Source organism: Solwaraspora sp. WMMD1047 (genome assembly GCF_029626155.1).
Lineage (GTDB): Bacteria > Actinomycetota > Actinomycetes > Mycobacteriales > Micromonosporaceae > WMMD1047.
In genome coordinates this window covers 5,584,400-5,598,944 of sequence record NZ_JARUBL010000001.1, presented here as the reverse complement: position 1 = coordinate 5,598,944, position 14,545 = coordinate 5,584,400, and the positions used below count along the sequence as shown (strand labels likewise).

Here is a 14,545-nt window from a genome sequence, read left to right as displayed (position 1 = left end):
CCAGCTCATCGCGGTCCTCCGATCGTGGGCATTCGGGCGCCGGGGTGCTGGAAGGCGGGGAGCCGGTTGCGGCTGCGGACCAGGGCCGGCTCCCCGCCGTGGTTCCGTCCCCATCCTCGGGTGACAGAAACGGTTCCACTGATGACAGTCTGTTGTGGATGCCATAGGGTGCGGTAGGTCCCGGCGAACACGGTGCGTCGTCATGCCGGGACGTGAGGTGAGTGAGGCGCGCCGTGCGGATTGTGAGGAGGATGTGGGTGGACGACAAACGACTGGAGTTTCTCCTGGAAGAACTGCGCTTCATTCGGGCCGCGCGAGGAGTGACGCAGGAGGAGTTGGCCAAGCGGATCAACTGGTCGGCCTCCACCGTGGCGATGGTGGAGACCGGGTCGCGCAAGCCGCCGGCCGGATTCTGGGACCTCGCCGACGCGGCCCTCGACACCGGCGGAACGCTCACCCGACTGGCCGACCGCCTCGGCACGCCGCAGTGGAAGGTCGACTGGGCCACCGCCGAGCGCGTAGCGGTGGCGTTGCGCTCGTACGAGTCCACCGTCGTTCCGGGCCTGCTGCAGACCGAGCCGTACGCACGCGCGGTGCTACGCGACGCGGGTCTTCTCGGCGATGAGGAAGTCCAGCGTCATCTCGGGGTGCGGATGGCCCGACAGGAGATCCTGACTGGCAAGAACCCACCGCAGCTCGTGGCGGTGCTGGACGAGGGCGTGCTCCACCGCCCGGTCGGCGGGGCGACGGTGATGCGTGAGCAGATTCTGGCGATCATCAAGGCGTGCGAGGAACAGCCGCACATCTGGGCGCACGTCGTGCCCGCGTCGGTCGGCGCCTACGTCGGACTGAACGGGCCGTTCATGGTGGCGGTCGCCCCGGACGGCCAGACCACCGGCTATCTGGACAACCACCTCTACGGCGACGTGGTCGACGGTGCCGAGCAGGTGGCCCGGCTGCAGATAGCATGGGAGGCCATCCGGGGTGAGGCCCTTCCGCAGCGGCAGTCGATCGATCTGATGAACGAGGTGGCGCAGACATGGAGCTGACCGGAGCGCCCTGGCGCAAGAGCAGCATGGAGCTGATCGGAGCGCGCTGGCGCACGAGCAGCCGCAGCAGCGGCAACACCGGAAACTGCGTCGAGGTGGCGGCCAACCTGCCCGGCGTCGTGGCCGTCCGCGACAGCAAGGACCCCACCGGCCCCGCCCTCACCTTCACCCCCGCCGCCTGGCGCGCGTTCTCGGCAGATCTTGGCGGCAACCGGCCCCGATAGTTGCCACTCGCTGCCAAGATCCCGGTCAGCCGAGCGCCGGTGCGCGGATGGGGCGGGGTTGCCGGGGATTCCTGGCCGCGAGGTGAACGCCAGTTACCCTACGACGCGGTTTTAGGGTAACTGGCGTTCACCTCGTGGCCCGTCAGCGCCGGTGTGGCGACCGGTGACGGGAGCCGTGGTGGCGAATTGCCGGGAATGCCGGTTGCTGGCCCGGGGTAACCGGCCCCGGTGTGGGTCGGTTACCGGGGGCATCCCGTTCGGCCTGAGTGGTTCAGCCGGGCACCTGGGCGGGGGTGGGGCGGGGTTGCCAGGGGATTTCGGGGGAGCGGTGGTAGGTGATGCCGGCGGTGTCCCAGCGGGCGCCCTGGCCGGCGAGGCGGTGGCGGAAGTCCGGCCAGTCGCGGGCCGACTCGGCCGACCAGCCCAGCTCGGCGATGGCCGGCAGCCGCGGGAACGTCATGTACTCGATCTCCGCCACCGAGGTGACCGTCTCCGTCCACAGCGGCGCCTCGACCCCCAGTACCGCCTCGGCCGGCACACCCTCCAGATAGGACCCCGGATCCCAGCCGTACGCCGTCGACACCTCGATCAGCCCGGCCCAGTCCTTGCCCAGCGGGGTGGCCGGCGTGTACTTCATGTCGAGGTACGTCCGGTTGCCGGGGGAGAGGAGCACCTTGGCGCCCTGCCGCACCGCCTCGGCCACGCCCGCGTCGGCGGTGCCGGTGCCCCAGTACTGGATCACCCGACCCGGCGAGTGGCCGACCGCCGCGAGCTGGTGCCAGCCGACCACGGTCTTGCCGGTCGCCGCCACCAGCGGCTGCAGCCGCTCCATGAAGACGGCGTACTCGGCCGGCCCGAGGGTGAACGCCTCGTCGCCGCCGATGTGCAGGTAGGGGCCGGGGGTCAGCGCGGCCACCTCGGCGAGGACCTCCGCGAGGAAGGTGTACGTCGACTCGCGGTCGACCGCCACCGAGCTGAACCCGACGTCGGTGCCGGTGTACGGCGGCGGCGCTACGCCGGCCGGAGCCAGTTCGCCGTAGGCGGTCAACGCCGCGTTGGTGTGCCCGGGCAGGTCGATCTCCGGCACCACGGTGATGTGCCGCTCGGCCGCGTAACTGACGATCCGGCGGTACTGGGCGGCGGTGTAGTACCCGCCCGGTCCGCCGTCGACCTCGGTCGCGCCGCCGATCTCGGCCAGCCGAGGCCAGGCGTCGATCGCGATCCGCCACCCCTGGTCGTCGGTGAGGTGCAGGTGCAGATGGTTGATCTTGTAGCGAGCGATGTGGTCGATGAACCGGAACACCTCGGGTACGCCGAAGTAGTGCCGGGCCACGTCGAGCATCGCCCCCCGGTACCCGAACCGCGGCGCGTCCTCGATCACCCCGCCCGGCACCGACCACGGCCCAGGCTGCGGCTCGGTGCACTCGATCGCGGCGGCCAGCAACTGCCGCAGGGTCTGCACCCCGTAGAACAGCCCGGCGGCACTCCCGGCCCGGATCAGCACCCCGTCGCCGCTGACCACCAACCGGTACCCCTCGTCCGCCTCGGCGCCGGCCTCGGCCTCAGCTTCGGTGGTGGCGTCGGCTTCGGTGGCCCCGGCAACCTCAGCGGTGGGGGCCTGGTCGAGCAGCAGAGTGATTCCGCCGAACCCGGTTGATTCGGCCTCGACCACCGGCAGCGGGTAGCCGATGGCGGGTTGCAGCAGGTCTGCGAGCTGGTGGCCGACTGCCCGCGCGTCCGGGTGCGGGGACGTGCGGATCACCGTGTCGGCGGTGATCCGGTAGTCGGCGCCCGGGTCCGGCCGAACGGCGACCGGCGCGGGCACAATGTCGGCCAGCCGGGGCGGCGCGTCGGCCAACCGCGCGCCGGTCGACGGTGCGTCGCCGACCGGGTCGGCGCCGGACGGTGGGACAGGATGGAAGCCGGGGGCGCTGGGGGGCACGGGCGGTCCTCGGGGGCGTCGGGGGATGGGGGAATTTGCGGTAATTTCTGGTGAATCTATTCGACGGTAGGTCGCGGTTCGCCGAGCGTCAAGGGCTGCACCGGCTTGACCGAATGTGCGCATGGAAGCGTTCCCAACAACCCGCGCGAACACGGACATGAGCCGCCACTGTGCGCATTGTCACCGAAGCCTCGCGACTTGCCGCCAGGTCGCTTAACCTTCGCCCACCAATGGCAAAAGTTCCCTGGTAAGGGTGCTCGTCTGGGGGGTACGCAGCACAACTGAACCATGGTTCAGTGCCGAACCGGCGTGCGTGGGAGGCTCTGGTGGCAACTCGGAAAGCGACCGCGGAATCCAAGTACATCTATGACTTTGCCGAGGGGAACAAGGACCTGCGGGATCTGCTCGGCGGCAAGGGCGCGAATCTCGCGGAAATGACGAACCTCGGGTTGCCCGTGCCTCCCGGATTCACCATCACCACCGAAGCCTGCCAGGCGTACCTCGCCACCGGCGCCGCGCCGGACGGCCTGGCCGACCAGATCACCGGCTACCTCACCGCGCTGGAAGACAAGATGGGCAAGCGGCTCGGCGACCCCGCCGACCCGCTGCTGGTCTCGGTCCGCTCCGGCGCCAAGTTCTCGATGCCCGGCATGATGGAGACCGTCCTGAACGTCGGGCTCAACGACGCCAGCGTGACCGGGCTGGCCGCCCAGGCCGGCGGCAACGACCGGTTCGCCTGGGACTCCTACCGGCGGCTGATCCAGATGTTCGGCAAGACCGTCTGCGAGGTGCCTGGCGAGGAGTTCGAACACGCCCTCGACGAGGCCAAGCGCGCCAAGGGCACCACCAACGACCTCGACCTGGACGCCGACGACCTGCGTGGACTTGTCGACGCGTACAAGAAGATTTTTTCCAAGCACACCGGGCGGGAGTTCCCGCAGGAGCCGCGCGAGCAGCTCGACCTGACCGTCAACGCGGTCTTCGACTCCTGGAACGCCGACCGCGCCGTGCTCTACCGCCGGCAGGAACGCATCCCCACCGACCTCGGCACCGCCGTCAACGTGGTCGCGATGGTCTTCGGCAACCTCGGGCCGGACTCCGGCACCGGCGTCGCGTTCACCCGCGACCCGGCCAGCGGCGCGCAGGGCATCTACGGCGACTACCTGGCCAACGCGCAGGGCGAGGACGTGGTGGCCGGCATCCGCAACACCGTCCCGCTGCAGCAGCTCGAAGAGCTGGACAAGCGGTCGTACGACGAACTGCTCGGCATCATGTCCCGGCTGGAGGAGCACTACCGGGACCTCTGCGACATCGAGTTCACCATCGAGCGCGGCAAGCTCTGGATGCTGCAGACCCGGGTCGGCAAGCGCACCGCCGCCGCCGCATTCGTGATCGCCGCCCAGCTCGTCGACGAGGGCATCATCGACCTGGACGAGGCGCTGCACCGGGTCAACGGGGCGCAGCTCGCCCAGCTGATGTTCCCGCGCTTCGACGGCGACCACACCCAGGAGTTGGTGGCCCGGGGGATCGGCGCCTCGCCCGGCGCGGCGGTCGGCAAGGTGGTCTTCACCGGCGCCCGTGCGGTCGAGCTGGCCGCCCAGGGCGAACAGGTGATCCTGGTCCGCCGGGAGACCAACCCGGACGACCTGCCCGGCATGATCGCCGCGCAGGGCATCCTCACCTCGCGCGGCGGCAAGACCAGCCACGCCGCCGTGGTGGCCCGGGGGATGGGCAAGACCTGCGTCTGCGGCGCCGACGACCTGGACGTCAACGTCCGCGAAAAGCGCATCCTGGTACGCGGCCAGACCGTCACCGAGGGCGACGTGGTCTCCATCGACGGCACCACCGGCAACATCTACCTCGGCGAGGTGCCGGTCTGCCCGTCCGAGGTGGTCCGCTACTTCGAGGGCGAGCTGTCCCCGCAGGAGGCGACCGATCCGCTGGTTGCCGCCGTACACCGGATCATGACGCACGCCGACGGGCTGCGGCGGCTGCGGGTCCGCACGAACGCCGACACCGGCGCGGACGCGGCCCGGGCGCGGCGGTTCGGGGCCGAGGGGATCGGCCTGTGCCGCACCGAGCACATGTTCCTCGGCGACCGGCGCGAGCTGGTGGAGAAGCTGATCCTGGCCCGCACCGAGGCCGACCGGTCGGCGGCGCTGGCCGCGCTGCTGCCGTTGCAGCGGGCCGACTTCGTGGAGATCTTCCGGGAGATGGACGGGTTGCCGGTCACCGTCCGGCTGATCGACCCGCCGCTGCACGAGTTCCTGCCGCCGCTGGAGGAGTTGGCGGTGAACGTGGCGGTCGCCCAGGAGCGCGGCGAGGACGTGGCCAAGGAGGAGGCGCTGCTGTCGGCGGTGCGCCGGATGCACGAGCAGAACCCGATGCTCGGCCTGCGCGGGGTACGCCTCGGGCTGGTCATCCCCGGCCTGTTCGCCATGCAGGTACGCGCCATCGTGGAGGCGGCGGTCGAGTGCGCCCGGGACGGCCGGGTGGCCAAGCCGGAGATCATGGTGCCGCTGGTCGGTGCGGTGCAGGAGCTGGAGACGGTCCGCGCCGAGGCCGAGAAGATCATCGCCGAGGTGGTTGGCGACAGTGGCGTAGAGGTGCTGATCGGCACGATGATCGAGGTGCCCCGGGCGGCACTCACCGCCGGCCAGATCGCCGAGGCGGCCCAGTTCTTCTCCTTCGGCACCAACGACCTGACCCAGATGGGCTGGGGGTTCTCCCGCGACGACGTGGAGGGCGCGTTCTTCTGGCGCTACCTGGAGCTGGGCATCTTCGGCATCTCACCGTTCGAGTCGATCGACGTCGACGGGGTCGGCCGGTTGATCCGGATCGCCGCGCAGGAGGGCCGGGCGGCCCGGCCGGGCCTCAAGCTCGGGATCTGCGGGGAGCACGGCGGCGACCCGGAGTCGGTGCACTTCTTCCACGAGGTGGGGTTGGACTACGTCTCCTGCTCGCCCTTCCGGGTGCCGGTGGCCAGGCTGGAGGCCGGCCGGGCGATGGCGGAGTCGGTCGGCTCCGACAGCCGCTGACCGGCCGGCGCGTCCGGCGTCAGTAGGTACCCGGGTAGCGGTGGTGCCGCTCGCCGCCGTACGGGCCGCCGAGGCGGTCCACCGGCAGCGACGCCATCGGGGTCCGGACGGCCAGCGGGGCGTGCGGGTCCGCGAGTTGGGACCCGCCGACCCGGTCGTCGACGGTCCGCACTGGGTCCCACAGGGCGCCGAGCCGCTGCGCCACCGCGCGGGCCTCGGGATGCAGCCGGCTCAGGTCGGCGACCGGGAACGCGACCACGGTCAGCAGCGCGTGCCCGGCCGGGTAGCAGATCACCCAGCCGCCGGTGGCCTGGATGATCGACTCGCGCAGCGGACCGTGCCCGACGATCTGCGCGAACCGGTGACCGATGCCGACGCCGGCTGCGGAGAGCGCGGCGACGTTCTGGGCGTCGATCCCCGGCAGGTCGCTGACGACCAGCAGGCCGTCGAGATCCGCCAGGACGGTGCCGGAGACATCGGGCATCCGGCGGCGTAGCCGGTGCAGTTCGGCCAGCATGGCGGCGTGAGCGTCCACTGGCGTCTCTCCTCACTGGTCTTGTGGCGGAACGCCGCGAACGCCGCCCCCGGTCGTCACCAATAACGTTCCGCTTCCGGCACGCTACACCCGGCCATTCTTGATTGCGACCCGTCACCGTCAGAGATCGGACAGCAACTATCAACTGATCGGCTCTTGTGTATTCACGTTTTGCGATACTCAGAACCACGGAATGTTACGGCGCAGTTACCGATGATCTCGGCGTAGCCTGAGGACACTCCGACAGGGAAGGAAGGGCCGCGTTGACGGGCAACCCCGACCCCGGCGCCGACCAGGAACGCTGGGTCCCCGAGGCGGCGAAGGACCTCGGGTACGCGCCGGCCGCCGCCGATCCGGACGCCTACCGGCGCGGCCCCTACCAGCGGGACCGGGCCCGGGTGCTGCACTCGGCCGGCTTCCGCCGGCTGGCGGCCCGAACCCAGGTGCACACCGCCGGCACCGACGACTTCCTGCGTACCCGGTTGACCCACTCGCTGGAGGTCGCCCAGATCGCCCGCGAGATGGGCGGCTGGCTCGGCTGCGACCCCGACGTGGTGGACGTCGCCGGGCTGGCGCACGACCTCGGCCACCCGCCGTTCGGGCACAACGGGGAGGACGCCCTGGACGCGTTGGCCCGCAACTGCGGCGGGTTCGAGGGCAACGCGCAGACGCTGCGCGTACTCACCCGATTGGAGGCCAAGGTGGTCGGGCCGGACGGGGCCTCCGCGGGGCTCAACCTGACCCGGGCCTCGCTCGACGCGACCTGCAAATACCCGTGGCCGCGCCGACCCGGCCAGCGCAAGTTCGGCCACTACGCCGACGACGCCGAGGTCTTCGGCTGGCTGCGCGAGGGTGCGCCCGGTCAGCGGCGCTGCCTGGAGGCGCAGGTGATGGACTGGGCCGACGACGTGGCCTACTCGGTGCACGACGTGGAGGACGGCATCCACGGCGGCTACCTGCGGCTCGCCCCGCTGCGCGACGACCCGGACGAGCGGGCCGCGCTCTGCGCCGACGTGGCCGCCAGCTACTCCACCGAACCGGCCGAGGACCTGGCCGAGGCGCTGCGCGGGCTGCTCGACGATCCGGTGCTGACCCCGCTGGTCGGCTACGACGGCAGCCACCGGGCGCAGGCGGCGTTGAAGTCGGCGACGAGTGTCCTGACTGGACGGTTCGTGGCCGCCGCGGTGGCCGCCACCCGGGAACGGTTCGGTCGCCGGCCGCTACGCCGCTACGCGGCGGACCTGGTGGTGCCCAGGCCGGTCCGCGCCCAGTGCGCCCTGCTCAAGGGGATGGCCCTGCGGTACGTGATGCGCCGGCCAGGGGCGCTGTGGCACTACGAGCGGCAGCGGGAACTGCTCACCGACCTGGTGCACGGGCTGACCGCGCGGGCGCCCGACCGCCTGGACCCGGTCTTCTCCGTACTGTGGAAGGCCGCGCCGGACGACCCGGCCCGGCTGCGGGTGGTGATCGACCAGGTGGCCTCGCTCACCGACCCGGCGGCGGTGGAGTGGCACCGCCGCCTCGGCGCCGGCTGACCCGGCCGGCTCGTGTCGATCAGGGCTTGTCGTTCTGGTCGGGGCGCTTGAGGCGCCGGTAGAGATCGTCGTAGTCCGGTGGCGGGGCGATGGTGATCTCCAGGCCGAGCCGGGGCGACGGCCCGTCGCGGTCGGCCGCCCGGGTCGGCGGCACATCCGGACCGCCCGGCACCAGCAGCTCACCGTCCAGATAGGCCACGATCCGCTCGATCCGCTCGGCGTCGCGCAGATCGACGAGGGAGATGCCGTGCACCTCGATCTCCGGGCCGTCGGACTGGCCGAGGAAGCAGGGCACCATCAGCAGCTTGCGCTGCCGGTGCAGCTCCAGCGCGGTCTCGAACTCCTGCCGGCAGTAGTCGCTCTTCCAGTACGCCTGGCTGATCAGCGGCACGAAGACCCGGCTCTCGGCGACCTTGCGGGGCAGCTCGTTCTTCCAGAACTCGCCGGGTCGGATGCTGTTCTCGTACATGTAGTGGAAGGGCCGGATGTTGTAGCCGCGCAGCCGGTCGACGATGCCCCGGGCCAGGCCGTTGTCGGCGCCGGCGTTGCTGACGAAGACCGGTCCCCGGATCTGCCCGAGGCTGCGGAAGTACGCCGTACCCTCGTCCTTGGTGGCGAACTCGCTGCGCGACTCCGACAGCTCGCGGATCCGCTCGCGCAGCTCCCGGCGGAGCTGGTCGGGATCGCTCCAGCGCAGCACCGCCTCACCGGCCGAGCCGGCCATCTCCAGGGAACGGTCCAGGAACAGGCGGGGGATGCTGGCGCTCGGCCGGGTCGGCGGCTGGTGCTGCAGCTTTATCGACGGGACGAACCGGCCCTGCAGGTACGCCATCTGCTGGGCCAGGTCCGGGTCGCCGATCTCGCCGACGACGAAGTCCAGCCGGTCCAGCTGGGTCGCCATCCGGGCGCTGTCCAGGTCGTCGAGGTCCAGGTCGACGGCGGTGTAGCCGGCCTCGTCCAGCAGCTCCCGGATCACCTCGGCGGCGGCCCGGTGGCGCGTGGTGGCCGGCAGCAGCAGGCCGACGTCGCCGAGCGCCCGGTTGCCGATGTTGACGTACGCCCGGCTCTCGGCGGCGAGCAGCCGCAGCTTGGCCCGGATCTCGTCGCGGCTGCGCCGCAGCGTGTTGCGGTCGAACACCAGCGTGTGCTGGGACTGCGGGAAGTGCGAGCCGGAGACGTTGCGTTCCAGCAGCACCAGCCGGGGCTTGTGCGCCTGCACCGCCAGGCCGTGCTCGTAGACCATGTACGGCGAGCAGCGGTAGTGCGGCTGGTCCTCGCGGCGGGTGACCACGGCCAGGAAGGCGGCGCTGGAGCGCATCATCATCTCCAGCCGGGTGGTGGAGAGCCGGCGCAGCGGCGAGTCGACGGTGAAGGCGAAACCCTCGTCCCAGCACAGGTCGTGGAAGTACTGGTTGACGTCCCGGTCAGCTGGCCGGTAGCTGTGGCACAGGTAGGTCGGGATGTGGAGCAGGCCCGGGTCAGATGCCGGTCCGGAAGTCCCGGGGATGCCGTCGAGCTGTTCCATGGTCCGCCTCCGCAGCCGTCGCTGATCGAAGAGGTCGCCGCTCCGGAATTCGCGTCGTTGCGACGAGAAGCCTGACTCGACGGTAACTTGTGGCGGGGTTCTCGTCAAGCTGGCGCGAAGTCAGGTGTGGTCGGTGGTGGTGGCCGACCCCATCGGCTCGCGGACCAGCGTCTGGTCGATGTAGCAGTACCGCCAGTCCTCGCCCGGCTCCAGAGTCCGGATCAGCGGATGGCCGGTCTCGTGGAAGTGGGCGGTGGCGTGCTTGTTCACCGAGTCGTCGCAGCACCGCACCGCGCCGCAGGACAGGCACATCCGCAGATGCACCCAGTCGTCCCCGGTCTCCTCGCAGAGCGAGCAGGACTCCTCGTCGGTCTCGGTGATCTGGATCCGGTCCAGGTGCGTGCAGGCCGTGCTCATCGTCTCCTCGCGCACGTACCGCCACCGGTTGCGCAGCAGCCGGTCCGGGATGACCCGGGCCAGATACCGCGACCGGGCGGCCAGCATCGGGCTGAGCACCGCCAGCACCAGCACATAGAGCGCGACGAACGGCCCGATCCGGTCGTCCAGCCCGGCGGCGAGCGCCATCGTCGCCAGGATCAGCGAGAACTCGCCCCGGCCGAGCACGGTCAGCCCGACATTCGCCGCGCCCCGCTGGTTGAAGCCGAACAACGCCCCGGTGACCAGGCCGGCGCTGATGTTCACGACCAGGGTGAGCAGCACCGCCAGCAGCGCCGGCACCGCCACCGCCCCGAACGCGCCGACGTCGATGCTCAACCCGAACGCCACGAAGAAGACCGCCGCGAAGACGTCCCGCAGCGGGGTCACCAGCCGCTCCACCCGCTCCCGCACCGAGGTCCGGGAAATCACCAGGCCGATCATCAGGGCGCCGATCGCGTCCGAGACACCGACGTCGGCCGACAACCCCGCCACCAGCACGACCAGGCCGACCATCGCGATCGCCAGCAGCTCGTCCTCGCGGCTGTCGATCAGCCGGCCGATCCACCGCGCGCCGAACCGGGCCACCACGAACAGCAGCAGCAGGTAGCCGAAGCTCGTCGCGATGTCGAGCGCCAGCTCACCGGCGGAGCCGGCGTCGGAGAGGACCGGCGACAGCAGCGCCAGATAGAACGCCAGGAACAGATCCTCGATCACGATGATGCCGAGGATGACCGGCGTCTCCGCATTGGTCAGCCGGCGCAGCTCGATGAGCAGCTTGGTGGCGATCGCCGACGACGAGATGCCGAGCGCCCCGCCGATCACCAGCGCCTCGGACGTCCCCCAACCCAGCGCGAAGCCGAGCAACAGCCCCGCGCCGACGTTCATGCCGATGTAGCAGCCGGCCGCCAGGAACAGCCGCCTGCCGCTCCCCAGCACCTGCTGCAACGGGAACTCGACACCCAGGTGGAACAGCAGCAGGACCAGGCCGAGCGACGCCAGCAGCGTCAGATCCTCCGGGTGCTCGATCAGCACCGGGCCGGGCGTACCGGGGCCGAGCAGGATGCCGGTGAGCATGTAGAACGGCACCGTCGGCAGGCCGAACCGCCGGCCGCCGCGAGCCAGCAGCCCGGCGATCAACACGATCGCCCCGAAACCGACCAGGTCAGCGTGCATGCTGGCGCCCCCCGCCGGTTGTGCTGAGCCCGGTTGTGCGGGGCCTGGTTGTGCTAGGCCTCAAAGAAGGTCCCGGAGAGCACCGCACTCACCTTGCGCGCCTGTTCCTCGCTCAGCTCGATCACCGCGGTCGGATCCTCCGAGCGGGTGGTGAAGACGTAGAGGTCGCGGGTGCCGTCCCGGCGCACCACCACCGATACCCGGTCGCCGCCCCGGCCCAGGTCGATGTCGTAGCGCTTGCCGATGCCCGGTAGCTCCTGCATGTGTACGCCCTGGCCCATGACCTCTCCCGCCCCTGACGCTGACCCGTCCCACAGCGTACGCGCAAGTGGTTGACTGGGCGGCATGCTGCCCTGGGACGCCGAACTCGCCGGCCGACTCGACCGCACCGTCATCGACTCCACCCTGCTGCGCGACAACCCGCTGGGCGACCCGCACCAGCGACCGATCTGGGTCTACCTGCCACCCGGCTACGACGACGGCACCGACCGCTACCCGACGGTCTACGTCATCCAGGGCTACACCGGGCAGGTCACCATGTGGGCCAACCGGACGCCGTACCGGCGACCGTTCATCGAGACCGCCGACGAGGTCTTCGCCAGCGGTGAAGCACCCGGCTGCGTGGTGGTCTACGTCGACGCCTGGACCGGCTACGGCGGGTCGCAGTTCGTCGACTCGGCCGGCACCGGCGCCTACCACTCGTACCTCTGCGACGAGGTGGTGCCCTGGGTGGACGCCCGGTACCGGACCATCGCGGCGCCCGCCTCCCGGGCCATCGCCGGCAAGTCCTCCGGCGGCTTCGGCGCCATGATCACGCCGATGCTGCGGCCGGACCTGTTCGGGGCGTTCGCCACGCACGCCGGCGACACCCTCTACGAGCTGTGCTACCTGCCGCTGTTCGGCCCCGCCGCCCGGCAGTTGCGCGACTACGACCACGACATCGGCAACTGGTGGGCCGACTTCCGGTCCCGCACCGCCTTCACCAAGGAGGCCGACCAGAACCTGCTGATGCTGCTCGGCTGCTCGGCGTGCTTCTCGGCCGGCCCGGACGGCACCCCCGAACTGCCGTTCGACCCCCGCACCGGGGCACCCCGCCCGGACGTGTGGCAGCGCTGGCTGGCCTGGGACCCGGTCCGGATGATCGACCGGTACGCCGAGGCGCTGCACAGCCAGCGGGCCATCTGGATCGACGCCGGCACCCGCGACGAGTGGTACCTGGACCTGGGGGCCGAGGCGTTCCGGATCGGGCTGGAGCGGATCGGCGTACCGGCCGAGCGGATCCGGTTCGAGCTTTTCGACGCCGGTCACGGCGCGATCGACTACCGCTATCCACTGGCCCTGAGCTGGCTGTCCCACCAGCTCGAACGCTGAATCGGATTCGACCAGGATTCTGAGGGTAGCCTAACAATCATGGCGGACCGGAAGAACAGGACCCAGGTGCATCAGGCCACCGTGCTGCGTACGGAACGGCTCACCCCGCACATGATCCGGGTGGTGCTGGGCGGCCCGCTCACCGGCTTCACCGCCGGGGCGTACACGGACCATTACGTGAAGCTGCTGTTCCCGCAGCCGGGTGTCGCGTACCCCACGCCGTTCGACCTGGACGCGATCCGCCGGGACCTGCCACGCGAGCAGTGGCCGCGGACCCGCACCTACACCGTGCGGGCCTGGGACCCGGTCGCCCGGCAGCTCACCATCGACTTTGTCTACCACGGCGACCACGGGCTCGCCGGCCCCTGGGCCGCCCGGGCCAACCCCGGCGACCAGCTAATGTTCCTCGGCCCCGGCGGCGCGTACGCGCCCACCCCGGACGCCGACTGGCACCTGCTGGTCGGCGACGAGAGCGCACTGCCGGCCATCGCCGCCTCGGTGGAGCAGCTGCCGGCCGGCGCCCCGGCCCGGGTCTTCATCGAGGTGGCCGGCCCCGCCGAGGAGCAGCCCCTGACCACCGCCGGGCAGGCCGAGATCGTCTGGGTGCACCGCGGCCACCGGCCGATCGGCGCCGCGCTGGTGGCCGCCGTCCGGGCACTGGAGTTCCCGCCCGGTGAGGTGCTCGCCTTCGTGCACGGCGAGGCGACCTTCGTCCGCGAACTGCGCAAGTTGCTGCGCGTCGAACGCGGCCTGCGCCGCGACCAGCTCTCCATCTCCGGCTACTGGCGACGCGGCGCCGACGAGGACGGCTGGCAGTCGTCAAAGGCCGAGTGGAACCGTCAGGTCGAGGAGGAAGAGGCCCGCGCCGTCCCGGTCTGAGCTGAGTCCTCCGGCGCACCGGTCTGATCCGGTCGTGCCGCCTCGCCGGTTTGATCCGGTTGCGTCGGCCCGGCGGTCTGAGCCGGTTGTGCGGGCTTGCCGGCTTGAGCCGGTTGTGCCGGGTTGCCGGCTTGAGCCGGTTGTGCCGGGTTGCCGGCTTGAGCCGGTTGTGCCGGCTTGCCGGCCGGCGCCAGCTCGGGGCGGCGGCTCAGCACCGTGCCCACCTCCGCAGCCGACCTGGCGACCCGGCCACGCACGTAGCCGACGTGCGCGGCCACCGACCCGGCCAGCACCGCCACCCCGGCGCCGACGGCCAGCCAGGGCGGACCGGCCGTCAGCACCGCCGTGGCCGCGCCCACCCCGAGCAGCGCGCTGTTGAGCAGCCCCACCGTGCCGGCCAGCCCGACCGCGTCCCGCAGCCAGTGCCGGCGGAACGGCTCCTTCGCGAACGGACCCGGATCGTCCAGCGTCGGCATCAACACGTACGGCGCCACCCCGGGCGTCCGCCGCAGCAGGTAGGTCCGCAGCGCCGTCATCGCGACCGCGTACCGCCGGTGCCGGTCGTTGAACTCCACCTGCCGGACGAATACGCTCAGGCCCAACAGCAGCACCAGCCCGCCGATCGAGGCCACCACCCCGGCGCGTACCGGGCTGAACCGGGCGGCGGTGCCGACCAGGCCGGCCGAGACCGCCGTGGCGGCCGACGCCACGGCCAGGAAGAAGTTGAACCGGGCGGTCGAGTTGTCCTGGATCGACCGGCGCGCCTCGGTCAGCCGCTCGTACTCGGTGAGTGCGACCGTGAGATCGATGTCCGGATCGGTACCCACCGTCGCGCC

The 14,545-nt window shown here is 71.2% G+C and carries 12 protein-coding genes; 6 read left to right on the top strand and 6 right to left on the bottom strand.

What is annotated here, in order from left to right; all coding sequences use genetic code 11:
- Positions 1-257 precede the first annotated feature (257 nt).
- Positions 258-1,049 (top strand): helix-turn-helix transcriptional regulator, encoded by a 792-nt coding sequence (locus O7627_RS25510; RefSeq protein WP_278096007.1) that lies wholly within the window; start codon positions 258-260, stop codon positions 1,047-1,049.
- 26 nt (positions 1,050-1,075) lie between these two features.
- On the top strand, positions 1,076-1,273 hold the full coding sequence (locus tag O7627_RS25505; protein WP_278098432.1) for a DUF397 domain-containing protein: 198 nt from the start codon (positions 1,076-1,078) through the stop codon (positions 1,271-1,273).
- Between the two features lie 271 nt (positions 1,274-1,544).
- Here the strand turns inward: O7627_RS25505 and O7627_RS25500 are convergent, their stop codons facing one another.
- Positions 1,545-3,215: a family 20 glycosylhydrolase gene (locus tag O7627_RS25500; RefSeq protein ID WP_278096006.1), complete on the bottom strand. Its 1,671-nt coding sequence runs from the start codon at positions 3,213-3,215 to the stop codon at positions 1,545-1,547.
- A 323-nt stretch (positions 3,216-3,538) separates the two neighbouring features.
- Here O7627_RS25500 and ppdK point away from each other — a divergent pair, with 323 nt between their 5' ends.
- A complete protein-coding gene (gene ppdK, locus O7627_RS25495; RefSeq protein WP_278098431.1) occupies positions 3,539-6,253 on the top strand; it encodes a pyruvate, phosphate dikinase in 2,715 nt (904 codons plus the stop codon).
- Positions 6,254-6,272: 19 nt separating this feature from the next.
- Here the strand turns inward: ppdK and O7627_RS25490 are convergent, their stop codons facing one another.
- A complete protein-coding gene (locus O7627_RS25490) occupies positions 6,273-6,788 on the bottom strand; it encodes a roadblock/LC7 domain-containing protein (protein ID WP_278096005.1) in 516 nt (171 codons plus the stop codon).
- Between the two features lie 263 nt (positions 6,789-7,051).
- Between O7627_RS25490 and O7627_RS25485 the strand changes: the two genes are divergently transcribed.
- Positions 7,052-8,323: a deoxyguanosinetriphosphate triphosphohydrolase gene (locus O7627_RS25485; protein ID WP_278096004.1), complete on the top strand. Its 1,272-nt coding sequence runs from the start codon at positions 7,052-7,054 to the stop codon at positions 8,321-8,323.
- A gap of 19 nt (positions 8,324-8,342) precedes the next feature.
- Here O7627_RS25485 and O7627_RS25480 read toward each other — a convergent pair whose 3' ends face one another.
- The 3 genes from O7627_RS25480 to O7627_RS25470 form a co-directional block, all read right to left on the bottom strand.
- Positions 8,343-9,848: a toll/interleukin-1 receptor domain-containing protein gene (locus O7627_RS25480; RefSeq protein ID WP_278096003.1), complete on the bottom strand. Its 1,506-nt coding sequence runs from the start codon at positions 9,846-9,848 to the stop codon at positions 8,343-8,345.
- A gap of 120 nt (positions 9,849-9,968) precedes the next feature.
- Positions 9,969-11,459: a cation:proton antiporter gene (locus O7627_RS25475; protein WP_278096002.1), complete on the bottom strand. Its 1,491-nt coding sequence runs from the start codon at positions 11,457-11,459 to the stop codon at positions 9,969-9,971.
- A 53-nt stretch (positions 11,460-11,512) separates the two neighbouring features.
- A complete protein-coding gene (locus tag O7627_RS25470; RefSeq protein ID WP_278096001.1) occupies positions 11,513-11,740 on the bottom strand; it encodes a potassium transporter TrkA in 228 nt (75 codons plus the stop codon).
- 64 nt (positions 11,741-11,804) lie between these two features.
- Here O7627_RS25470 and O7627_RS25465 point away from each other — a divergent pair, with 64 nt between their 5' ends.
- Together O7627_RS25465 and O7627_RS25460 are read left to right on the top strand one after the other, a co-directional pair.
- Entirely contained in the window at positions 11,805-12,830 is a 1,026-nt protein-coding gene (locus O7627_RS25465; RefSeq protein WP_278096000.1) for an alpha/beta hydrolase-fold protein, read from the top strand.
- Between the two features lie 39 nt (positions 12,831-12,869).
- Positions 12,870-13,709: a siderophore-interacting protein gene (locus O7627_RS25460; protein ID WP_278095999.1), complete on the top strand. Its 840-nt coding sequence runs from the start codon at positions 12,870-12,872 to the stop codon at positions 13,707-13,709.
- On the opposite strand, the gene O7627_RS25455 is transcribed toward O7627_RS25460, so the two are convergent.
- Complete coding sequence (locus tag O7627_RS25455; protein ID WP_278095998.1) at positions 13,670-14,536, bottom strand: hypothetical protein; 867 nt, start codon at positions 14,534-14,536, stop codon at positions 13,670-13,672. The genes O7627_RS25460 and O7627_RS25455 overlap by 40 nt on opposite strands.
- Positions 14,537-14,545 lie beyond the last annotated feature (9 nt).